The 22,116-nt window shown below is 67.6% G+C and carries 23 protein-coding genes; 14 read left to right on the top strand and 9 right to left on the bottom strand.

Features of this window, described 5'->3' with window-relative positions; genetic code table 11:
- Positions 1-65: 65 nt before the first annotated feature.
- From TL10_RS30330 to TL10_RS23630, 4 genes are read right to left on the bottom strand one after another with little or no spacing between them, the layout of a single operon-like run.
- Positions 66-203 carry a CstA-like transporter-associated (seleno)protein gene (locus tag TL10_RS30330; RefSeq protein WP_276525132.1) on the bottom strand — a complete coding sequence of 46 codons (138 nt, stop codon included), beginning with the start codon at positions 201-203 and terminating at the stop codon, positions 66-68.
- Complete coding sequence (locus tag TL10_RS23640; protein ID WP_192830292.1) at positions 203-2,485, bottom strand: carbon starvation CstA family protein; 2,283 nt, start codon at positions 2,483-2,485, stop codon at positions 203-205. Before TL10_RS23640 ends, TL10_RS30330 begins: the two co-directional genes overlap by 1 nt.
- A 44-nt stretch (positions 2,486-2,529) precedes the next feature.
- A complete protein-coding gene (locus TL10_RS23635; protein ID WP_043987602.1) occupies positions 2,530-4,053 on the bottom strand; it encodes an ATP-dependent DNA ligase in 1,524 nt (507 codons plus the stop codon).
- 34 nt (positions 4,054-4,087) lie between these two features.
- Complete coding sequence (locus TL10_RS23630) at positions 4,088-5,623, bottom strand: molybdopterin-dependent oxidoreductase (protein ID WP_043987601.1); 1,536 nt, start codon at positions 5,621-5,623, stop codon at positions 4,088-4,090.
- 101 nt (positions 5,624-5,724) lie between these two features.
- Between TL10_RS23630 and TL10_RS23625 the strand changes: the two genes are divergently transcribed.
- A complete protein-coding gene (locus TL10_RS23625) occupies positions 5,725-6,777 on the top strand; it encodes a phosphotransferase family protein (protein ID WP_081936670.1) in 1,053 nt (350 codons plus the stop codon).
- On the opposite strand, the gene TL10_RS23620 is transcribed toward TL10_RS23625, so the two are convergent.
- Complete coding sequence (locus tag TL10_RS23620; protein ID WP_043987600.1) at positions 6,768-7,517, bottom strand: sulfite exporter TauE/SafE family protein; 750 nt, start codon at positions 7,515-7,517, stop codon at positions 6,768-6,770. The two genes, TL10_RS23625 and TL10_RS23620, sit on opposite strands and share 10 nt — an antisense overlap.
- 61 nt (positions 7,518-7,578) lie before the next feature.
- On the opposite strand from TL10_RS23620, the gene TL10_RS23615 reads away from it, so the two are divergent.
- The 3 genes from TL10_RS23615 to TL10_RS23605 all read left to right on the top strand — a co-directional run bounded on the left by TL10_RS23615 (position 7,579) and on the right by TL10_RS23605 (position 10,002).
- Entirely contained in the window at positions 7,579-8,562 is a 984-nt protein-coding gene (locus TL10_RS23615; protein WP_110789205.1) for a putative nucleotidyltransferase substrate binding domain-containing protein, read from the top strand.
- Positions 8,562-9,368: a Fic/DOC family protein gene (locus TL10_RS23610; RefSeq protein ID WP_043987598.1), complete on the top strand. Its 807-nt coding sequence runs from the start codon at positions 8,562-8,564 to the stop codon at positions 9,366-9,368. The genes TL10_RS23615 and TL10_RS23610 overlap by 1 nt, the downstream gene beginning before the upstream one ends.
- 154 nt (positions 9,369-9,522) lie before the next feature.
- Positions 9,523-10,002: a 2-isopropylmalate synthase gene (locus TL10_RS23605; RefSeq protein WP_043987597.1), complete on the top strand. Its 480-nt coding sequence runs from the start codon at positions 9,523-9,525 to the stop codon at positions 10,000-10,002.
- A 26-nt stretch (positions 10,003-10,028) separates the two neighbouring features.
- Here the strand turns inward: TL10_RS23605 and TL10_RS23600 are convergent, their stop codons facing one another.
- Positions 10,029-11,510 (bottom strand): cytochrome P450, encoded by a 1,482-nt coding sequence (locus TL10_RS23600; RefSeq protein WP_043395117.1) that lies wholly within the window; start codon positions 11,508-11,510, stop codon positions 10,029-10,031.
- Positions 11,511-11,638: 128 nt separating this feature from the next.
- Here TL10_RS23600 and TL10_RS23595 point away from each other — a divergent pair, with 128 nt between their 5' ends.
- Positions 11,639-12,271 carry a TetR/AcrR family transcriptional regulator gene (locus tag TL10_RS23595; RefSeq protein WP_043395119.1) on the top strand — a complete coding sequence of 211 codons (633 nt, stop codon included), beginning with the start codon at positions 11,639-11,641 and terminating at the stop codon, positions 12,269-12,271.
- 9 nt (positions 12,272-12,280) lie between these two features.
- Positions 12,281-13,153 carry an SDR family oxidoreductase gene (locus tag TL10_RS23590; protein ID WP_043395121.1) on the top strand — a complete coding sequence of 291 codons (873 nt, stop codon included), beginning with the start codon at positions 12,281-12,283 and terminating at the stop codon, positions 13,151-13,153.
- 3 nt (positions 13,154-13,156) lie between these two features.
- Here TL10_RS23590 and TL10_RS23585 read toward each other — a convergent pair whose 3' ends face one another.
- Genes TL10_RS23585 through TL10_RS23575 form a run of 3 tightly spaced genes read right to left on the bottom strand, consistent with a single transcriptional unit; the run spans position 13,157 to position 15,979 of the window.
- Complete coding sequence (locus tag TL10_RS23585; protein WP_043987596.1) at positions 13,157-14,317, bottom strand: AAA family ATPase; 1,161 nt, start codon at positions 14,315-14,317, stop codon at positions 13,157-13,159.
- Positions 14,318-14,319: 2 nt separating this feature from the next.
- On the bottom strand, positions 14,320-15,345 hold the full coding sequence (locus TL10_RS23580; protein WP_043987595.1) for a DNA polymerase IV: 1,026 nt from the start codon (positions 15,343-15,345) through the stop codon (positions 14,320-14,322).
- Between the two features lies 1 nt (position 15,346).
- The gene (locus TL10_RS23575; protein ID WP_110789204.1) at positions 15,347-15,979 is read right to left on the bottom strand and encodes a TetR/AcrR family transcriptional regulator; all 633 of its coding nucleotides are present in this window, start codon (positions 15,977-15,979) and stop codon (positions 15,347-15,349) included.
- Between the two features lie 105 nt (positions 15,980-16,084).
- Here TL10_RS23575 and TL10_RS23570 point away from each other — a divergent pair, with 105 nt between their 5' ends.
- From TL10_RS23570 to nrdH, 8 genes are all read left to right on the top strand, one after another.
- Positions 16,085-16,624 (top strand): NADPH-dependent FMN reductase, encoded by a 540-nt coding sequence (locus TL10_RS23570; protein WP_043987594.1) that lies wholly within the window; start codon positions 16,085-16,087, stop codon positions 16,622-16,624.
- A gap of 157 nt (positions 16,625-16,781) precedes the next feature.
- Positions 16,782-18,026 (top strand): PucR family transcriptional regulator, encoded by a 1,245-nt coding sequence (locus TL10_RS23565; protein ID WP_234711527.1) that lies wholly within the window; start codon positions 16,782-16,784, stop codon positions 18,024-18,026.
- A gap of 108 nt (positions 18,027-18,134) precedes the next feature.
- On the top strand, positions 18,135-18,680 hold the full coding sequence (locus TL10_RS23560; RefSeq protein ID WP_043987592.1) for an RNA polymerase sigma factor: 546 nt from the start codon (positions 18,135-18,137) through the stop codon (positions 18,678-18,680).
- A complete protein-coding gene (locus TL10_RS23555) occupies positions 18,677-19,384 on the top strand; it encodes a Rieske (2Fe-2S) protein (protein ID WP_043987591.1) in 708 nt (235 codons plus the stop codon). The genes TL10_RS23560 and TL10_RS23555 overlap by 4 nt, the downstream gene beginning before the upstream one ends.
- Positions 19,385-19,501: 117 nt before the next feature.
- Positions 19,502-19,939 carry a cupredoxin domain-containing protein gene (locus tag TL10_RS23550; protein ID WP_390892817.1) on the top strand — a complete coding sequence of 146 codons (438 nt, stop codon included), beginning with the start codon at positions 19,502-19,504 and terminating at the stop codon, positions 19,937-19,939.
- Positions 19,936-20,871 carry a metallophosphoesterase family protein gene (locus tag TL10_RS23545; RefSeq protein ID WP_043987590.1) on the top strand — a complete coding sequence of 312 codons (936 nt, stop codon included), beginning with the start codon at positions 19,936-19,938 and terminating at the stop codon, positions 20,869-20,871. The genes TL10_RS23550 and TL10_RS23545 overlap by 4 nt, the downstream gene beginning before the upstream one ends.
- Positions 20,872-20,903: 32 nt before the next feature.
- Positions 20,904-21,233, top strand: coding sequence for a hypothetical protein (locus TL10_RS23540; RefSeq protein ID WP_043987624.1), 330 nt, complete (start codon positions 20,904-20,906; stop codon positions 21,231-21,233).
- Positions 21,234-21,770: 537 nt separating this feature from the next.
- The gene (gene nrdH / locus TL10_RS23535) at positions 21,771-22,031 is read left to right on the top strand and encodes a glutaredoxin-like protein NrdH (protein WP_043987589.1); all 261 of its coding nucleotides are present in this window, start codon (positions 21,771-21,773) and stop codon (positions 22,029-22,031) included.
- Positions 22,032-22,116: the final 85 nt, after the last annotated feature.

Below are 22,116 nucleotides of genomic sequence, written 5' to 3'. Positions count from 1 at the left end.
TGTGCGGTTTGTCTTCGGTTATGCAGTGATGCTGTTGTCCGACCGTGGACGCAGAGACATGCAGATCAGCAGCAGCGGCCCTGCGGGTTGAGGTCGGCGGCGCGGTGCCGGGCCTTCCAATAGTCGCGCTCGGTCAGCACCGGCTCGCCGGCGTGCGTGCGACGGCGGTGTTCCAGATACCGCGCGTAGTGGTTGTCACCCATCAATGATGACCAGTACCAACGGATCTGGCGTGCGAACTCGGTAGCGCGTCCCACTGCTTCTGCACCTCCTTCTCGGCGTCGGTCGGGAACAGGCCGCGCGGGGCGAACAGCCGCGACGGCATCGCCTCGTCGTCGGTCAGTGGCCGGCCGCCGCCGCGGATGGCTTGCAGGGCCACGACGATGCCGACGACCACGACGATCACCACCAGTACGGCGAACACGATGGACAGCGTGCCCTGGATGAACGTGTTCCGGATGACGGCGTCGATCTGGTCGGGGTTCTTGGCGGAACCGAACGTCGTCTTGCCAGCGGCCTTGGCTGCGAGATATTGCGAATGCTGTTGCCAGTAGCCGATTTTGGGGTCGTGGGAGAAGATCTTCTGCCACGACGCGGTGAGGGTGACGAGGACGTCCCAGAACAGCGGCAGCCCCGGAATCCAGGCCCATTTGAGCAGGCCCTTCTTGATCACCACGACGGTGACGACGGTCAGCGCGATGGCGGCGAGCAACTGGTTGGCGATGCCGAACAACGGGAACAGCGTGTTGATGCCGCCGAGGGGGTCGGTGACGCCCATCAGCAGGATGCTGCCCCACCCCGCGACGACGAGCAGGCTGCAGGTCCACGCGCCCAGGCGCCAGCTGGGATCGCGCAGCTTTCGCAGCGGCCCACCCAGATTGCCCAGGGCATCGGACAGCATGAAGCGGGCGACCCGGGTGCCGGCGTCGACGGTGGTGAGGATGAACAGCGCCTCGAACATGATCGCGAAGTGGTACCAGAAGGCCTTCATGCTCGAACCGCCGAAGACCTGGTGCAGCACCTCGGACATGCCAAGGGCCAGCGTCGGCGCGCCGCCGGTGCGCGAAACGACCGAGTGCTCACCGACGTCGGTCGCGGCGGCCGTCACCTCTGCGGGAGTGATCGGGGCTCCCGACAGGCCCAGGCCGTTGGCGTAGGTGGCCGCAGTGGCCGCGGTGCCGCCGGTCGCCGCGGTGGGGGAGTTGATCACGAAGTACAGGTGCTGGTTGAGGATCGCCGCGGTGATCAGCGCCATGATCGCGACGAAAGACTCCGTCAACATGCCGCCGTAACCGATGAGCCGCGTCTGCCCTTCTTTCTCCAGCAGCTTCGGAGTCGTGCCCGACGAGATCAGGGAATGGAAGCCCGACAGTGCACCGCACGCGATGGTGATGAACAGGAACGGGAACAGCGCACCGGCGAACACCGGACCGTCGGCGCGGGTGGCGAACTGCGACACCGCGGGGGCCGCCATGACCGGACGGGCAATCAGGATGCCGACCGCCAGCAGCGAGATGGTGCCGACCTTCATGAACGTCGACAGGTAGTCGCGGGGGGCGAGCAGGAACCACACCGGCAACACCGAGGCGGCCAGGCCGTAGACGATGATGCACCACGACAGCGTCACCTTCGACAGCGTGAACCAGTCTGCGCCCCAGGATGTTTCCGCGACCCAGCCGCCGGAAACCACCGCGAGCAGTAGCAGTGCGACGCCGATCAGGGACACTTCCGACACCCGGCCGGGCCGCAGGAACCGCAGGTACAGACCCATGAAGATGGCGATCGGGATGGTCATCGCGATGGAGAACACGCCCCACGGGCTTTCGGCGAGGGCGTTGACCACCACCAGCGCCAGCACAGCCAGCAGGATCACCATGATCACCAACACCGCGACGATCGCGGCGACGCCGCCGATGGGCCCGAGTTCGTCGCGCGCCATCTGGCCGAGTGACCGCCCGCGCCGCCGCGTCGAGATGACCAGCACCAGATAGTCCTGCACGCAACCGGCGACGACCGCACCGACGATGATCCAGATGGTGCCCGGCAGATAACCCATCTGCATGGCCAGGACCGGTCCGACCAGCGGGCCGGCGCCGGCGATGGCCGCGAAGTGATGACCGAACAGGACCCGACGGTCGGTCGGCATGTAGTCGGTGTCGTTCTCGAGGAGTTCGGCCGGGGTGGCGTGGTCGTCGCGGGGCTTGACGATCTTCATCTCGATCAGCCGCGCGTAGAACCGGTATCCGATGACGTAGGTACAGATCGCGGCGATGACGAACCACACCGCGTTCACGGTCTCGCCACGGGCGAAGGCGATGACGGCCCAGGCCACGGCGGCAAGCACCGCGATGACTCCGAAGATCACCCGATGCCGGGTGGTGATGGGCGAGCGGTCGATGATCGCGACCGGTGGCAGGTCCGGGTCGGTACGCACATAGGTGACGTCACCGACGGACTCGTCGGGGTACGCGGTGGCTGGTGACATGCCCCACATCCTGTCATCGGTGGCTCCGGATCGCGGGGTAACACTCAGCGTTCGTACAGCGACCGGACGGTGTCGATGGTGTCGGCCTCCTCGGGCCGCTTGTCGTCGCGGTAGCGCAGCACCCGGGCGAACCGCAGCGCCATCTTGCCGGGGTAGCGGCTCGAACCCTGCACGCCGTCGAACGCGATCTCCACCACCTGCTCGGGGCGCAGCCGCACGACGTAACCGTCCATCGGGCCGTCGGCGAGCTCGGTGAACCGCGTCGTCTGCCAGTCCAGCATCGCGTCGGTCATCCCTTTGAAGGTCTTGCCCAGCATCACGTAACCACCGGTGGCCGGGTCACGGGCGCCCAGATGGATGTTCGACAGCTTGCCCGTGCGCCGTCCGGAACCCCACTCGACCGCCAGGACCACCAGGTCCAGGGTGTGGACCGGCTTGACCTTCAGCCAGCCGGCGCCCCGCCGGCCCGCCTCGTACGGCGACTCCGGGTGCTTGGCCATCACGCCTTCGTGGCCGGCGGCCAGCGTCTCGTCGAGGAACTGTTGGGCGACAACCGAATCCGAGGTGACGCAGCGCCGCACCCGCAGTGGTTCGGGGACCACCTCGTCCAACGCTTCGCGGCGGCGCTGTGCCGGCTGATCCAACAGGTCGGTGCCGTCGCGGTGCAGGATGTCGAAGAAGAACACCGAAAGCGGTTGCGCGCCATCGTCGGAGCGTTTGCCGATCCGCGATGAGGTCACCTGGAACCGGTGCGGACGGCCGTCAGGGCGCATGGCCAGGGCCTCGGCATCGGCGATCAGGTTCGTCACGGGCAGTGCCAACACGGCGCTCACCACGTCAGGTACCCGGGCCGTGATGTCGTCCAGGCTGCGGGTGTAGACGGACACCTCGGTGCCGGATCGATGAATCTGCACCCGGACACCGTCGAGCTTGGTCTCGAATATCGCGGCGCCACCCAGCTTTTCGAGGGCATCGCCGACATCGGTCGCGGTCTGGGCCAGCATCGGACTCACCGGACGGCCGACGGCGAGCGTGAAGCGCCGCAGCGCGTCGGCACCGTCGGACATCGCCGCGGCAGCCACCGTGGCCAGATCCCCGCTGAGCATCGCGGCGCGCCGCACGTCGGCGGCGGGGATACCCGCGGCTTTGGCGACCGCGTCGGCCATCACCCCGGCCAGCGCGCCCTGACGCAGCCCGCCGCTGAGCAGCCCACGCAGAAAGGTCTGCTCGACCTCGGTGGCCGCCCCGAACAGCGCGTGCAGCAGCTCGGTGCGGGTGGCCGCTGAACCGCGGCCGGCGACTGCCTTGATGGCCGACAGAGCGGCGTCGACCTCGATGACGGTCAGCGACGGGCTCTCGGCCGGTGGCGGCAGCGATCGCAGTGCCGCCCAGCCGACCCCGATCTGGCGCTGGGGCAGCTCACCGGACAGCCAGTCGACGACGATGGCGACAGTGGCCGGATGCTCGGTTGCTGTGCCGAGCAGGGCAGCGATCCGGCTGATCTTCGCCGACCGCGCAGATACCGCACCGACCTCGGCTGAAGCCGCGGCGACGTCGGTGAGGAGCATGAGCTCAGCTTGGCACGGGGGTCCGACATCCGGCTCAGGCCACGGTGAAGGACACCGAATGCCAGCCCGTCGCTCCGTCGGGGACGGCACCGGCGACGTCGGCGGTCTGCACCGTGCCGGTGCCATCGGTGGCGCGGACGGTGATGGTGTGGCGCCCCGGCTGGTCTGCCTGCCAGCGGTAACTCCACAGCCGCCAGGTGTCGTTCGAATACGCGGCGCCCAGCGTCGCCGGCCGCCACGGACCGTCGTCGATGCGGACCTCCACCGCGCGCACACCGCGGTTCTGCGCCCACGCGACGCCGCCGAACGTCGCCGGACCCATCGGCACCCCGGAGCCGGCGCGCGGCACGTCGATGCGCGACTCGGTCTTGATCGGCCCATGCGCGGACCAGCCCAACTTCGTCCAATAGGCCTGGGCCCGATCGAATCTGGTGAGTTCCAGATCGACGAGCCACTTGGTCGCCGAGACGTAGCCGTACAAACCGGGAACCACGAGCCGCGCCGGGTAGCCGTGCTCGGTCGGCAGCGGTTCGCCGTTCATGGCGACGGCCAGGAGCGCGTCGCGGTTGTCGGTCAGTGCCTCGACGGGGGTGCCCGCGGTGAACCCGTCGATGGACTTGGACAGCACCATGTCGGCGTCGGCGTGGATGCCGGCCCGGGCCAACAGGTCGCGCACCCGGTAGCCGGTCCAGGTGGCATTCGATATCAGGTTGCCGCCCACCGGGTTTGACACGCAGGTGAGCGTGACGACCTTGTCGATCGCCTCGAACTGAGCGAGCTCGTCGAAGCGAAAGGTGACCTCGCGATCGACCATCCCGTGGATCCGCAGTCGCCAGTCCTGCCGCTGTACCTGCGGGACGGACAGCGCCGTGTCGATCCGGTAGAAGTCCGCGTTCGGGGTGATGAACGGCGGCAGGTCCACCCCGGCTGGTTGCACGTCCGGCGGGATCGGCGGGCCAGGGATTTTGGGCGCCGGCGGGGTGAAGGCGCTGCGGTCGCCCGAGACCGACGACGCCGCGCGGCCCAGGACCGTGCCGATCACGCCGGCGAGGGTTCCGGCAGCCAAGAAGCCCAGGGCCGCCAGCGATCGACGCCGGCCGGGATCGGCGGCACCGGTGTCCGCGTCTGGTTCGGGGACCCGGGGATCGAGGCGCTCGGAGACCAGGACGCGCAGGACTGCGATGCCCGCCGCCGCACCGACGAGGGACGGGAGGACGTCGATGGGGCGGGCGCCGGTGCGGGACAGCACCGCGGCGCCGCCCAGCACCCCGGCCAGCCCGATGGCGATGCTGCCGAGCTTCCGGTCCTCGAATTGCGCTGTCACCATGGCGATCACCGCGATGGCCAGGATCACCGCCACGGTCAGGAACAGTTTGTCGTTGGTGGCGAAAGTCTGGATGGCCCACTCTTTGACCGGGCCCGGGGTCCGATCGATGACCACCGACCCGACCGCGGTGCGGGAATCGGCGTGCGGACCAAGGGGAATCGCCAGGAGCGCAGCAACGCCGAGCGCCACGGCCGCGGCCGCCAGGCCGGCGAGCGATCGATGCGGATCCAGTCGAAGTGCCACACCGCCACAGTACGACTCATCTGGTAGGTCAGTCCCAAATGAAAACGGATCGTAAGAAATGGCTGCCCGTTCGGGTGATTCCGGGCCAGAATCACAGCATCATGCAGCCGACGTTGACCGACCGTGACCGAGACATCGTCCAGAACTGGATCCGCGCCGAGGGGCTGGGTGAGCACCTCACCGACGTCGAGCCGCTGACCGGCGGTACACAAAACATCGTGGTGCGGTTGCACATCGACGGCCGGCCGGTGGTGCTGCGCCGCCCGCCGCTGCATCCGCGGCCCACCAGTGACAAGACCATGCAGCGTGAGATCGCGGTGCTGCGGACCCTGGCCGGCACGTCGGTGCCGCATCCCACGTTCATCGCCGGCTGCGAGGATCCGTCGGTGCTCGGCGTCGTCTTCTATCTGATGGCCGAAGTCGACGGCTTCAACCCCGGTGAGGAGCTGTCGCCGGCCTACGCGGCCGACCCGAGCCTGCGCCATGACGTCGGGCCGTCCTACGCGGCGAGCCTGGCGCAGCTGGGCAATGTCGCGTGGGACGGCAGCCCGTTGGCGGCCATTCGCAAGCCGGGATCGTTTGTGGCACGGCAGGTTCCGCAGTTCGTCGGCCTGCTGCAGAGTTATCGGCATGACCACTACGACCCCGAATCGCTGGACGGGGTTGCCCAACTGGCGACCTGGTTGACCGACAACCGGCCGCCCGATGGCGAGCCTGGAATCATGCACGGCGACTGCCACCTGAACAACGTCATGCTGCGCCATGACAAGCCGGAACTGGCGGCGTTCGTCGACTGGGAGATGTGCACCGTCGGCGACCCGCTGCTGGACCTGGGCTGGATGCTGGTGTGCTGGCCGACGGCGCCCAACGCCATTGTCGTCGGTGCCGCGCTGGCGGAGGCCGGCGGACTTGCCGGCCGGGACGAACTGCTGGACGCCTATCTTGCCGCGGGCGGCCGACGCACCGAGCATCTGGACTGGTACCTCGCGATGGCCTGCTTCAAGCTGGGCATCGTCATCGAGGGCACCTGGTCGCGGTTCCTGGCGGGTCTGGCCGACCGCGAGGCAGGGGAGAAGCTGCATGCCTCCGCCACCGAGCTGATCCAGCTGGGTGTGCGGGTTGCCAAGGGCGACAACCCGTTCGCCTATCGGTAGGTATCCCAGCCCAGCTTGACGGCCAACGCCAGGCCGGCCACCGCGATGGTCAATCGCAGCGGTGTCGCCGGGGTGTGCCGCACCACGACCGGACCCAGTCGGGAGCCCACCAGACACCCGAAGCCCAGCGGGACCACCGCAATCCAGTTCACCGGGGCGAGCGCGATGAAGCCCACGGCGGCAACACCATTGGCCACGCCGAGGATGACGTTCTTCGCGGCGTTGGCGTGGGCCATCGACTCACTGCCGCTATGCAGCAACAAGGCGAGCAGCACCACGCCGGCCGCGGCGCCGAAATACCCGCCGTACACACAGATCACGAAGATCGCGACGGAGATGAGCACCGCCCGCCCCCGGCCGGGTTCGGTGTCGGCGCCGCGCCGTTGGGGGATGGCGATGGTGACCGAGGACAGGCCGAGCAGCACCGGGACCACCACCTCGAAGCCCTCGGCAGGCAGGGCCAAAAGCAGGGCGGCCCCGGCCGCCCCGCCGAGTGCGGCGGCCGGCAGGACACGGCGCAGCCACGGTCCCATGCCGTCGAGTTCGGGGAGGGAACCCCAGACCGATCCGATGGTGTTGAAGGTCAGCGCGACGGTGTTGGTCACGTTCGCCGCCACCGGAGGCAGCCCGGCCATCAGCAGGGCCGGATACGTCGCGACGGATGCCAGCCCCGCGATGCTCCCGGTCAGGCCGCCTGCGACGCCGGCGGCGAGCAGAAGTAGTGCGTGCTGCCAGCTCATCGCGGCAAACAATATCCAACTGGGCGAGCAGGAATAACTGTCCTCCGATAGAAATAGCGTCATGGACGCGATCGGCGCGATCGATGAGGCGGGCGACGACGCCGCGCTGCGCTCGGGAATCGAGCACGGCCTGCAGGCCGTGCGGGCCGCCGCACGCGCGTCGGCTCCGGCCGTTGAGGTCGCGGCAGCCTGGTCTCAGGTGCTCCGATCCGGCGTCGCGGCGGCTGTTCGGCTGACGCCCGTCGGCGTGCCATGGTCGTGGTTCGTCTCCGGCAGTGTCGCGCGGGGCGAGGCGGTGGCGGGATCCGACGTCGAGACCCTGGTCGTGCTGGCGGACGACGCCGGGCGGGACGAGGCACTGGAAGCGGCCGCTGCAGTGCATGCCGTCCTGGAGCGGTGTGGTGTGCGAGCCGACGCCAACGGGGTGCTGGCCAGCCGGCCGCGGTTCTGCCGATCGGCGAGCGCGTGGTCTGACGGCATCGCGCACTGGGCAGCCGATCCGCGGCAGGACCGCGGCGTGGTGATGACCGGCGTGCTGGCCGACTCCCGTGCCGTCCACCTGGCCGACGCGACGGTGACCGAGGACTTGCTGCGCGCTCAGGTGGTGCGCGCCGCCGTCTACAACTACCCGGTCCGTCAGTACCTGCTGCAGGACGCCACCACGTTTCGGGCCACGTTCCCCTCCCGGCTGCGCATGTTGGCCAACCAGTCCGACGCCGTCGACCTCAAACTGGCCGCGATCGATCCGCTGGTGAAGATCGCGCGGTGGGCGGCGGTGTCGGCCGGTTCCACCGCGCTGTCGACACCCAGCCGGCTCGACGCCGCCGGAGCCGCGAATGTGCTTGATGCCGACGATGTTTCGAGCCTTCACGAGTGTTTCACCGCGTTGGTGAGATTTCGGTGGACGTCGAGGGCCGGTGGCGACCAGGTGGTGCTCTCGGAGCTGCCGCCGCAGGAGCGAGCCATGCTGCGCAGTGTGGCCCGAGAGGTGGCCGGCATCAGCCGCAAGCTGACTTTTCTCGCATCGACGTCGGCGTTCCGGTGATGGCGGCAGAGTTCACCGAGGCCGCCGCGACCGCGCTCGCGGCACACCGAGCGGTGCAGCAGACACTCGCCGCCCAGCGCATCGAAGGCTGGGAACCCGAGCCCGCCCACATCGTCGACTTGGGTGCACTGGCTTCCGGCGCCATGGATTTCGGCGACTACCTGACGCGGTGTCGCGAGCAGTATCCGCCGGCGCCGGTGCGGCGCCGGTTCCGCTGGCGCCGGGCACCGTACCTGATACCCGGAACATCGGTGCTGCGCAACAACTTTGGTATTCAAAGCGGACCTGACCTGGCGGCGGTGGAATTTCAGGTGACGGCGGGCCGAATGGTGCTGTGGCATGGCCGGCGGTCCGAGCCGAGCATCGATATCAGCGCTCTGCACCGCGAGCTCTTCGGTGACGTGTATCCCTGGGCGGGGGAGCTGCGCACCGTCGACCTTCGCCGCGGCGACTCGGCGTTCACCTGGCAGGTTGACATCGCGGCCCGACTGGACGAAATCCGGCTCGCCGCAACAGCATTGGCAGATATCGGTGCCGGCTTCGACGACCCGAGGCTGGCCTGGGAACTATCCCGGATATACGCCCGGTACAACCAGATTCACCCGTTCCGGGAAGGCAACGGGCGCACCGGGATGCTGCTGCTGCACGCGCTCGCCGGCCGATGCGGTCGGCAACTGGACTTCACCGGTGTCGGCCGCGCCGCCTGGTATTCCGCGGCGCGGGACAGCATGCCGCTGCACCGGGACGGGCACGCCAGCCACCGGCCGTTCCTGTGGCTGCTCAACAAGGCCGTGAAATCGCCTTGACCCGAGGCGCGGTCGCGGACTAACCTCGGCGACCATGCTTCACATGCTCGTAGTAGCCAGTACCCACAGCGGGGTCTGATCCTGACCGACCCCTCGCTGTGGGTCGGACGCTACTACCTGTCGGTCACTTCTTTCGAGCAGAAAAGACCGACGCATGTTCACCTCCACCGCTATCTCCACCACTTCGCGTTTCGCGGATCTGTTTGACCGCCCCGTGCCTCGTGACCTGCGCGAACACGCCGAAACGATGTGTCACGACAGCTTCATCGACCACTACGGCCATCAACGTGGGCCGGTCCGCCTTGGCAGTTGGGGCACCGCCGGCGACGACCGTCGCCGCGGCGTCACCGCCGCTCGCACGTACCGGGCCAGCATCGCCGTCGGCGACCGCATCGCTACCTCGACGGCGGCCGCGACGGGGCCCGTCGCCGCGCTGACCGCCATGCTGCACGAGCGCGGGATGGCCGTCGAGATGATCAGGTTCCATCAGCTGCCCGCCGTCGGCGGCGGCATCGCGACTTTCATCCAGGGCACCGACGGCGCGCGCGCGGAGTGGGCCATGGGCTGGGCCCGCGACCCGGTCCAGTCGGCGCTGCGGGCGATGATCGCGTGTGCCAACCGGCTGCACGCCTAGTTTCTAAACGCCGTTTCGGCGGGGGATCAGCCGATGGGGCGCAGCGTGATCGGCATGCCGTCGATCGGTACCGGCATGCCGCCGTAGTCGTATCGCGGCTTGTAGCCCTTGTGCGGGAGTTCCAGGCGGTAGCGACGCAGCAACCGGTGCATGACCGTCTTGATCTCCAGCTGGCCGAAGACCATGCCGATGCACTTGTGCGCCCCGCCGCCGAATGGGGCGAATGCGTAGCGGTGCGACTTGTGCTCGTTGCGCGGCTCGGCGAAGCGGTCCGGATCGAACTTCTCGGGGGCCGTCCACAATTCGGGCAGCATGTGGTTGAGCGACGGCCAGGTGATGACGTCGGTGCCCTCCGGGATGTAGTAGCCCAGCAGCTCGGTGTCGCGCACTGCCCGCCGGAAGTTGAACGGCAGCGGCGTCTGCAAGCGCAGCGCTTCGTTGATCACCAGGTCGTAGGTCTCGAGCTTCTCCAGCGACTCGATGTCCAGCGGACCGTCCCCGATGCGCGCGGAATCCTCGCGCAACCTGTCCTGCCACTCCGGGTTGGCCGCCAGGTGGTAGGCCATGGTGGTCATCGTCGACGTCGAGGTGTCGTGCGCGGCCATCATCAGGAAGATCATGTGGCTGACGATCTGGTCGTCGGTGAAGCTGCCGCCGTCCTCGTCCTGGGCGTGACACAGCACGCTGAACATGTCGGTGCTCTCGCTGCGGCGCTTCTCGGCGATCGAGCGCGAGAAGTACTCCTCCAGCGTCTTGCGGGCCTGGATGCCGCGCCACCACTTGAGAGGCGGGACGGGCGTCCGGACGATCGCGTTGCCGGCCCGGGTCGTGGTGGTGAAGGCGTGGTTGACGGTGGTGACGAGCTTGTGGTCGGTGCCCGCCGGGATGCCCATGAAGACCTCGGCGGCGATGTCGAGCGTCAGCTCCTTGACCGAGGGGTGGAACAGGAACCGGGGATCGTTGGCCACCCAGTCGGTGGCCAGCACCTTGGTGGCGACGGAGTCGATGTGCGACACGTAACCGGTCAAGCGGGACCGGGTGAAGGCCTCTTGCATGATCCGGCGGTGGAACATGTGCTCGTCGAAGTCGAGCAGCATCAGGCCGCCCTCGAAGAACGGCCCGATCACCGGATCCCAGGCCTTCTGGGAGAAGTCCTTGTTGCGGTTGGAGAACACCGCCTGAGTGGCGTCGGGTCCCATCGCGGCGACCGCGGACATCGCAGGCGAGTCGGCGAAGTACAACGGACCGTGCTTGCGGTACTGCTCCAGCACGAACTCGGGGCCACTGCGGAACGCCTCGATCAGGTGGCCGATGACCGGCAGTCCCGAGTCGCCCTTGATCGCCTTGAGGCCGCTGCCCGCCGGCGGCTCGGCGAACACGAACTCGTCCCACTTCTTGGCGCGCAGTCGCTGCTCGACGAGGCCCATGCCCGGCAGGTTGGACGGAGTGGGCTTGATTCGCCGGATGGCCTGATCGATGAGGTAGTTCGGGGTGCTGATAGTTGCCATCGAGGGTTTCCTGTCCGCTCATGAGCCGTGTTTTGTGGTGAAAGTCACCACCTGATGTCATCTTGGCTGGCATACTTGACGCGTGTCAAGTTTTGAATTGGTGTGTCGGCGGTGACATCGTGAGCGCCATGAGCGCTGAAGTCGAGACGGTCGACAGGGGCCGCAGCCGAGGCGACAGGCAACGCGACGCCATCATCACCGCGGTTCGGGAACTGCTGGAGGAGAAGCCGTTCGCTGACCTGTCTGTCAGCACCATCAGCGCCCGGGCCGGTGTCGCGCGGTCGGGCTTCTACTTCTACTTCGACTCCAAGTACTCCGTGCTGGCCAAGATCGTGTCCGAGGCCATGGAGGAACTGGACGCGCTCACCCACAACTTCGCGCCACGCGAGACGGGCGAGACGCCGGCGTCTTTCGCCAAGCGAATGGTTGGCAGCGCGGCGGCGGTGTTCGCCAGCAATGACCCGATCATGGCGGCGTGCACCATCGCGCAGAACACCGACGCCGAAATCCGCGACTTGATGGCCGATTTCGAAGACGGCGTGATCGCCAAGATCGTCGGGCTCGTCGAACAGGACACCGGCGCCCGGCCGATCTCTGACGACCTACCGGCGTTGGTTCGCACTTTGACGTCAACCACGGCGATGACGTTGTCGCATGACAGTGCCTTCATCGGTCGAGACGGAGACCCGCAGCGCGCCCTGGCGATCGTGGAGCGGATGTGGCTCAGCGCGTTATGGGGTGGCGGAGACCTGCCTGTGTAGGGTCAGGCCATGACGCGGTGGAGCGGCTACGCAGGTAAGCGGTGTTTCGTGACGGGGGCGGCCAGCGGGATCGGCCGGGCGACCGTGCTCAAACTGGCTCAGCAGGGCGCGATCCTGTTCCTGACGGACCGCGACGCTTCGGGTCTGGAACAGACCGCCGCCGATGCCCGTGCGCTGGGCGGTGAGGTGGCCGAATGCCGTGCGCTCGACATCTCCGACTACGACGCCGTCGCGGCCTTTGCCGCCGACATCCACAGCCGGCACGAGGCCATGGATGTGGTGCTCAACATCGCCGGGATCTCGGCCTGGGGCACCGTCAGCACCCTGACCCATCAGCACTGGCGCTCGATGGTCGACGTCAACTTGATGGGGCCCATCCACGTCATCGAGACCATGGTTCCGCCCATGGTGGCCGCCGGCCGCGGCGGACGCCTGGCCAACGTGTCGTCGGCCGCGGGCATCGTCGCGTTGCCCTGGCATGCCGCCTACAGTGCCAGCAAGTACGGCCTGCGTGGCGTGAGCGAGGTGCTGCGCTTCGACCTGGCCCGGCACCGCATCGGGGTGTCGGTCGTGGTGCCCGGCGCAGTGAAAACGCCGCTGGTGCAGACGGTTCAGATCGCGGGCGTTGATCGCGACGATCCGCAGGTGCAGCGCTGGGTGGCCAGGTTCGCCGGGCATGCGGTGTCGCCGGAGCAGGCTGCGGACAAACTGCTGTCCGGGGTGGCCAAGAACCGGTTCATGATCTACACGTCGGCGGACATCCGGGCGCTGTATCTGTTCAAGCGGCTGGCATGGTGGCCTTACAGCGTGTCGATGCGTCAGGTGAACGTGTTGTTCACCCGGGCCCTGCGGCCCAAACGGGCTGAGCCCCAAAACCGCTGAGGGTCAGCGCTTTCCCCAGTCCCACGGGGGCGCGCTGATCATGGTCTGGCCGTCGACGTGGCTCTCGCCCCACTGCTTGACCAGTTCGACTTCGCTTGCGTCGCAACCGGCCAGCCGCTCGCGCAGCCTGGCCGAGTGCGTGACCACGACGATCTGCGTCTTGCGCGCGGCTGCGGCGATCATGTCCGCGAGCGGGCCGACCAGGTCGGGGTGCAGTGACGTCTCCGGCTCGTTGAGCACCATGAGCTGAGGTGGCTCGGGGGACAGCAGGGCGGCGCCCCAGAGCAGGAATCGCAGTGTGCCGTCGGACAATTCTGCCGACCGGAGCGGGCGGAGCATGCCGCGCTGGTGCAGCTGCAGTTCGAACAGCCCGTCGTCGGAGCTCACCGATATCTCGGCGCCGTCGAACGCGTCCCCGACCGCCCGTGACAGATCGTCGAACCCGGCCTCGAGGATGGTTTGCACGGCGGCGGCCAGGTCGCTGCCGTCGTCGCTGAGCACCGGGGTCCGGGTACCGACCTGGCGGCGGCGGGCCGGCGCGTCCCGGTCGACCCGGAAACCGTCGTAGAAGCGCCAGTCGCGCAAGCGATCCCGAACCGCGGCCAGCTCGGGCAGTGCCTCCGGGTTCGCGTACTCGGCGAGGACGCTACGGTAGCTGGGCAGGGCACGGGTCAGCTCGTCGAAGCCGCGGCCCGAATCGGAGGCCACTTCGGCGTAGGTCCGGGTACGGCGGACCAAGGAACTGCTCGGCCGGGGAGACGGCCCCGCGAACACCGTCTCCCGCTTGATCTCCGGGTCCTGCCCGAACATCGAGTTGTGGCCCGGGTCCTGCGGCAGCCCGAGATCGATGAAGTAACCGAAATCAGTTGCCGCGAAGCCGAGTTCGAGTGAAACGGGCCGGGTCCGGCCGGTGCCCTCGGTGGCGCCGGTCCGGCGGGCCCCACTGGTGTTCTCCGGGCCGGCCCACAGCACCGACTGCAACCCGCCTTCGCGGGCCAGGGATCCGATGACCTCACCACGACCGCAGTCGGCCAGTAGTCCCAGCGCCCGGTACACCGACGATTTGCCCGTGCCGTTGGCTCCGGTGACCACGGTCAATTCCGAGAGGGGTAGCACGATCTCGCGCAGCGACCGGTAGCCCCGGATGGCGATGGTGGTGAGCACTGCTACGGCATCTCCAGTTCCAGGCGGACGCCGAGCAGCCGCACCGGCCGGTCCAGCTCGAATTCGTGCAGCAGATCGATGGCGGTCCGGGTGATGGCATCCAGATCGGTACCGGCGACCGGCAACTTGCGAATCTTGGTGCGGGTGAAGAACGTCTTGGTGCGCAGGGTCACCGCGACCCGGGTTACCTGCCGACCCTGCTCGACGATTTCATCCAGAGTGCGCCGAGCCAGTTCCATGACAGCAGCTTCCATCTCGGCGGTGTCTGTGAGGTCCTGCGGGAACGTCACCACATGACTGCGCGAGCGCGGCACCCACGGCTCGGCCGTCACGGTGCTGTCGCCACCGCCCTTGGCCAGCAACAGAATCCACAGTCCCGTCGTCGGGCCGAAGGTCGAGGTGAGCAGCTCCGCATCGGTACGGGCCAGCTCTGCGACGGTGGTGATGTCGAGCTCGGCAAGCTTTTTCGCGGTCTTGGGGCCGACGCCCCAGAGCGCGTCGACCGGACGGTCGCCCATCACCGTCATCCAGTTCTCGGCCGAGAGGGCGAAAACCCCGGCCGGCTTGCCGAATCCGGTGGCGACCTTGGCGCGCTGCTTGTTGTCACTGATCCCGACGCTGCACGACAGCCCGGTCTCGGCGGCGATCACGGCGCGAATCTTCTCGGCGAGCTCGAACGGATCAGCCACGGACGCACCGACATACGCCTCGTCCCAGCCCCACACCTCGACCGGATGTCCGAGGTCGCGCAGCAGGCCCATCACCTGTTCGGAGGCTTCGTCATACGCGGGCGCGTCGGAGGGCAGGAACACGGCCTCCGGACACTTGCGGGCCGCGGTGCGCAGCGGCATCCCGGCGTGGACGCCGAATTCCCTTGCCTCGTAGGAGGCGCAGGTGACGACCTTGCGGGGTTCGGTGGGGTCGCCGCTACCACCCACGATGACCGGCTGCCCGACCAGCTCAGGGTGCCGGCGCAGTTCGACGGAAGCCAGGAACTGGTCGAGATCGACGTGCAGCACCCACGTCATCTCAGTGCCCACAAAGCTTGTGCGCCACGCTTTCCCACGCAGCACCCTGCGCCTGCAGGCTGTGGCCGAGATCGTCGTGCTGGTGGCTCACGTAGTCGGCTTCGAGCAGGGCCAGCAGGGCATCGGTCTGGGCATTCAGGTTCCCCGTGGTGCCGGCGGAGTTCAGTAGCATCCGGACGTGGGTGCGGTGGACAGCGGCAGCGGCCCCGAACCGGCTCTGCGGGTCGCGCCCCGCGTCGGACAGCAGGGCACGGTGCTGCCAGACGAACTGGAGCCGGTCGCGGCCGTAGGCGATCAGCCGTTCCAATGGTGGCGCGCCGGGTCCCAGTGGGGGTGGGCCGAACATCAGGGCGTTCTGTTCGACCTGCTCGTCCTCGTCGAGAAGTACGAGCATCAGGCCGGAGCGGCTGCCGAACCGGCGAAACAAGGTGCCCTTGCCGACGCCGGCCTCGACCGCGATGTCGTCCATCGTGACGGACTCGGCGCCGCGCTCGGCGATGAGTCGGCGGGCCGCGTCGAGCAGCAGGAGTCGGTTGCGCGCCGCGTCGCCGCGCTCAACCGGCGCCGCAGGGGTCATCGGCAGGCCGGCCATAGGCAGGTTCGTCGGCCGCAGCTGCGCCAACCCGTCGCTCATAATCGAACTTTAGCTCAGACGGAATTAATCGGACCACAGTCCGGTTGACTCATGCGAGGATCGGTTCGCCGGAACCGGCCACAGACACAAGCTAGGAGAAAGAAAATGGCAGAAACCAAGGTCCTGGTCCTGGTCGGCAGCCTCCGTGCGGCCTCGCTGAACCGGCAACTCGCCGAGGTCGCGGTCGAGTCGGCGGCCGACGGCGTGACGGTACGAGTGGCAGACGGCCTCGGCGACCTGCCGTTCTACAACGAAGACCTGGACAACGAGTCACTGCCCGAAGCGGTGGTCGCGCTGCGCCAGATCGCAGGCGACGCCGACGCCATCCTGGCCGTGACCCCGGAGTACAACGGCACCATTCCCGCCGTCTTGAAGAACGCGATCGACTGGCTGTCCCGCCCCTATGGCGCCGGTGCCGTCAGCGGCAAGCCGCTGGCCGTGATCGGTACCGCGCTCGGGCAGTACGGCGGCGTGTGGGCGCACGACGAGACGCGCAAGTCGTTCGGCATCGCCGGTGCGGATGTCGTGGACGTCAAGCTGTCGCTGCCGGCTTCGGCGTTCGACGGCAACCATCCGCGGGAGGCTGCCGAGGTTGTCGATGGCGTGCGCGGAGTGATCGCCAAGTTGGCCGCCGAGGTCGGCTGACCCCAGAACAGAAAAGGGCCGTCGGCATCCGGGAACGGATGCCGACGGCCCTTTGCCTTCCTTCGGGGACAAACGGACTGACGACGAACTACGGTTTGGGGGTGGCCGGGAGAACAGGCAGCTAATGGCCGGTGGCGGGGACCGCAACGATGACGCGTTGACCCAAGCGATGGCCGGAATCGGCACGCGACTGGACGCTCGCCTCACCGACATCACGCGCTCGGTCTCGGATCAGCTGGTGTCCGATATCGCCGAGCTGCGTGGCGAGGAACAGCTGCAGCAGATTCTGGGCGATTCGGTCGCCGCGAACATCGACGCGTTCTTCGCCGCAGCCCGGCACGGTATCTCGATCGACCTCGTGCACGCTCCGGCAGCGGCCATCGAACACGCGCTCCGGCTGGCGCAACGGGACATCTCGGCCAATGTGCTGGTCCGGTCCTACCGACTGGGCCAGCAGGCGGTGCTGAAAGCCGTGCTGGAGGAGATCCGGACGGCCGAACTCGATCCGCGACTGGCGTTGGACGTGTTCGACGCGATGTCGACGATCTCGTTCAACTACATCGACCGGATCTCGCAAGAGGTCGTCGAGGTCTATCAGCAGGCTCGGGAGAGCTGGCTGGAGAACCGAAACAGCGTGCGTATCAATGAGATTCGTGAGCTACTCGCCGGTGGCGACGTCGACATCGATGCCGCGACGGTGGCGATCCGGTACCCGCTGCAGCGCACCCACCTCGCGGTGGTCTTGTGGTGCGACGACTCCGAGGATCGACTGGCCGAGATGGAGCGCCTGGTCCAGCAGTTCGCCGCATCGATCGGCGCGGCAGATTCTCCACTGTTCATCTCGGTCGATCGGGCCACGGCCTGGGCCTGGGTCGCGGTGCCCGCGGCAGTCATGGATGAGGCGGTGACGTGGCTGGGCAGCCTGGTGCCGGCCGAGGGCCCGTACGTGGCGGTCGGCACCCCGCAGTCCGGCGTCGCCGGCTTTCGGCTGTCACACCGGCAGGCCGAAGACGCCCGAATCGTCGCCGTGGCGTCGGGACCGCAGCGGCGGCGGTTCACCGCGTTCGGTCACCGCGGTGTGGCGCTCGCGGCGCTGTTGGGGTCGAACGTCGATGCGCTGTCGGCGTGGGCCACGGAAGTGCTTGGCCCACTGGCCTGTTCGACGGTCAGCGACCGGCGCCTCCGGGAGACGCTGCAGGCCTTCCTGAAGGCGGGCGGCAGCAACAAGGCCGCGGCCGAGGAGTTGCATCTGCACACGAACTCGGTGAAGTACCGGGTGCAGCGCGCGATCGAACGGCGCGGCAGGCCCATCGAGGACGACCGGCTCGACGTGGAGGTCGCCCTGCTGCTGTGCAGCCAGTTCGGCGACCGAATGCTGGATCCGGCGGATGACGGCGGCTAAGAGCGGATGAAGTCGGTGCCCACCTCCCCGGCATGTAACCCCGGTGGCTATCTACTTGTCGAAGTGGACCCGGGGTGTGCCGGGCCGCACCGATGAGACGGGGCCAATGTGTCTGCACAGCGTGACCCTGTGCACCGACCCCCGCTGCGCGTGGTCTCGTCGGACTCCCGGTATCCCGACTGGGAATCCGTCTATCAGGACAACGCGCGGTGGGTGTACCGCACGATCTACGCGCGGGTCGGCAATCAGGCCGACGCCGAGGACCTCACCGCCGAGGTGTTCCTCGCCGCGTTGCGGCCGTTGCGGCTGACGGCGAGTGCCGCCGAGGTGCGGTCTTATCTGCGGAGTACCGCGCGCACGGTGCTCGCCGCGCACTGGCGCGAGACGATGGGTCGGGAGATCACCGTGATCGACCTGGATATCGAGGCGCCGCCGGAAGCGGAACCGTCGATCAGCACCGCGCCGGACCGCGTCGCCGCGGTGTTGGAGGCCTTGCCGGACAACTATCGACGCATACTGGAGCTGCGATTTCTCCAGACCAGGTCGATCAAGGAATCAGCAGCGGAGCTCGGTGTCAGCGTCGCCAACGCAAAGGTGTTGCAACACCGGGCATTACGGCTGGCGGCACAGATCAACGAGAAGGGCGAGCCATGAACGCGCGGGGGTTGCGTCGGTACCTCGACGAGCTGCTGCGCGGGCGCAAGCCGTCCGGGTTCAAGCCCGACGACTTCGATGCGGCGCAGATGCGGATGGCGATCGACCTGCAGGGGGCCCAGCCCGGTGCCGACGAGCCGCGTCCGGAATTCCTCGCCGATCTGCAGGGTCGGCTGGCTGCGCAATTCGACGGCGACGACGCGGCGGCGATGCAGCCCAGCCGGCTGCGTGCCAACCGTCGTCAGGTGATCGTCGGGACATCGGCGGCCGCGAGCGCCGCGGTCGCGGCGGTGGCCGTCGACCGCGCGTTGGTCGGACGCAGTGGGCCGGCGAATCCGGACACCGCGAGCCAGGAGATGGTGCCGTCCGCGGGCAGCTGGCAGAAGGTCGCCGACAGCTCCGATGTGTCTGAGGGGGCGGTGCATCCGTTCGACCTGGGCTCGGTTGTGGGGTTCGTGCGCAGGGTCGACGGGAACGTGCAGGGCATCTCGGGTGTCTGCACGCACCAGGGCTGCCGGCTCTGGTTCGACGGACCGGACGACCGGCTGCGCTGCCCGTGCCATTCCACGTCGTTCGCCACCGATGGGCACGTCCTGACCCATCAGCTGCCGATCGCGCCAAAACCCCTGCCGAAGTTCGACGTTCGCGAGGTCGGCGGCGTCATCGAGGTGTTCGCGCCGACTCCTCCGAGTCAGCCGGCCTGAGGCGTGTAACCCGCCACCGTATCTGTTGGTGAGGGTGCGCAGGCGCACCCGTTCCCGACGACTACGGAGGTTCCCGTCGTGTCGCGACGATCTCTGGTTGCGCTCTCCGGCGCAGTCCTGCTCCTGGCTGCATGCAGCTCGACGGCACCGCAGCAAAGTGCTTCCCCCACAGCTATTTTCAGCTCCGACGTGAGTGGGACGCCGGGCATGAGCGGACCCGGCAACGGCTCCGGACCCACGATGGGCTCGATGGGGTCGATGACCATGGCCCCGCCCGAACCCGGCCACCAGGCGCCGGCTCCGGCGGGGCCGGACGCCGTCAACATCGACAACTTCGCCTTCGCTCCCGACACCCTGACGGTGCCGGCCGGAACGACGGTGACCTGGACCAACCACGACGAAGACCCGCACAACGTCGTCGCCGAAGGTGGTCAGTTCCGCTCTCCGACAATGGGTTCAGGGGCCACCTTCAGCTACGTCTTCGCGGCGCCCGGCACGTTCACGTACGTGTGCGGGATTCATCCCTTCATGCACGGGACGGTGGTGGTCCGATGAATGACTCGGCAACCGGCGACCCGCAGCAGATGAACCGTCGTCAATTGCTCCGGCACAGCGCGTGGTTCGGCGCCGCAGTCGGGTTGTCGGTGGTCGGTGGGGAAGTGCTGTCGCACGTCGCGGGCAACTCATCCGGCCCGGCGCAGCAGCCCACGCTGCGCTTCGCGCAGGTCAGCGACAGCCACATCGGCTTCACCGGTGCCGCCAATACCGACGTCGCGGGCTCGTTCACCCATGCCATCGACACCATCAACAACCTGGGCTACACCCCGGATTTCGTCATTCACACCGGCGACCTGACGCATCTGGCCACCCCGGAACAGTTCGATCAGGTCCGGCAGATGATGACCGGGTTGCGTACGCCGCGCGTGTTCACCGTTCCGGGGGAACATGATTCGGCCGACGACGCCGGTGCCAAGTACCGGCAGGCCTTTGGGGCGGGCACCCGCGGTGACGGTTGGTACAGCTTCGATATCGCCGGCGTCCATGTCATCGCTCTGGTGAACACCCTGAACCTCAAGAAGCTCGGTCACCTGGGCGTCGATCAGCTCGAATTCTTGGAGAAGGACGTCGCCTCGCTGTCCAGTGATACGCCGATCGTGGTGTTCAGCCACATCCCGCTGTTCGCGATGTACCCCGATTGGGGCTGGGGGACCGACGACTCCGCGCAGGCATTGAGCTACCTGAAGCGGTTCGCGTCGGTGACCTGCCTCAACGGCCATGTGCACCAGGTGTTTTCCAAGACCGAAGGCAACATCACCTTCCACAGCGGGACTACCACGGCCTATCCGCTGCCGCATCCCGGGGACGGTCCGGCGCCGAAACCGCTGACGCTGCCGGCCGGCAAGCTGCACGACGCGCTCGGTATCCGTGAGGTCAGTTACCAAACTGGCCAGCACACGCTCGCGCTCAAGGAACGGACCCTGCTGTGACTCTCATCTACCGTCTCGTGATCGCAGCGGCCATGCTGGCGAGCGGCGTGCTGCACGCGTACCTCTATGTGCACGGGTACCGACACATCCCGACGGTGGGCACCGGCTTCCTGGTGCAGGCGTCGGTGTTCTGTGGCGTCGGGGCATTGCTGGCGGTGGGTGCTCCGCGGTGGTTCGGCTGGGCGTCGGGCCTGCTGTCAGCGGGGGCGCTGGCGGCCTTCGGCATGTCGCGAACGGTCGGACTGTTCGGATTCGTGGAGACGGGCCTCGAGCCAGTACCGTATGCAGTCCTCAGTGTGGTCGCCGAAGCGGTGGCCGTACTGGCGGCAGGGGTGTGGGCGGTACGCGCCACGCGGGGGTGATAGTCGCATTTGTCACGTCCGTCACGGCTGTACCACAGCTGTGGCGTCTGTCGCGCGGAAATCGGCGTAGCTGGCGACTTCCGTCGGGCAGGGCCCGGCGTGTCGCAGGCGGCGCGTCGCCGCAACTTGTCGGTGGCTGGTGATAAACCGGTAGTTGGAGCGCGACACGCCCCCGGGTGTGATGTGCGACACGCCGAGGGAGTGTCTCGGTATCGGCCTTACGACCTGGGAATTTCACGAATGTTGTTCAGAACATCTTGTATCTGTTCGGTTTGTCGCCCACTAGGTGTAGTGTTTGACGGACCGACAGGCCCCAACGAATTGAGGGTCGGCCGGGGCCGGAAAATCAGTCGGGCGGGGATTCTCAGGGATTCTCGGACGGACTGGCGGAGCGGCTCAGGACGACCGGAGATGCGGGAATTTCAGGGATTGCCGGGCCGCTGATCCAGATGGGGATATCAGCGGAAAGCGATAACCCGTCAGTTGCCAGCCATGTTCAGTTCAGCTTCCAGGCCTTCGAAGAGGAGTCGTACCGAGATGACCGTCACCGTGTACACCAAGCCGGCATGTGTGCAGTGCAACGCCACCTACAAGGCGCTGGACAAGGCGGGCATCGCTTACGAGAAGGTCGACATCAGCATCGATGACGAAGCCCGTGAGTACGTACTCGCGCTCGGCTACCTGCAGGCCCCGGTCGTGGTGACCGACAGCGAGCACTGGTCGGGCTTCCGCCCCGACCGGATCAAGGCGCTCAGCAATGAGGAAATATTGTCATCTGATGCAACATTGGTTGGGTAGCAATGTTGTCCGTTGTAGCAGGTCGGGCGCCGGGGGGTGAGACTTCGGCACCGATTGCCGGTGGTCAACACGCCCCCGATGTCCA

Origin of the sequence: Mycolicibacterium llatzerense, from assembly GCF_000878195.1 — a bacterium.
In the GTDB taxonomy this organism is placed as follows: domain Bacteria; phylum Actinomycetota; class Actinomycetes; order Mycobacteriales; family Mycobacteriaceae; genus Mycobacterium; species Mycobacterium llatzerense.
Note: the sequence above shows the minus strand (reverse complement) of the source record. Positions and strands in the feature narration are given on the sequence as shown.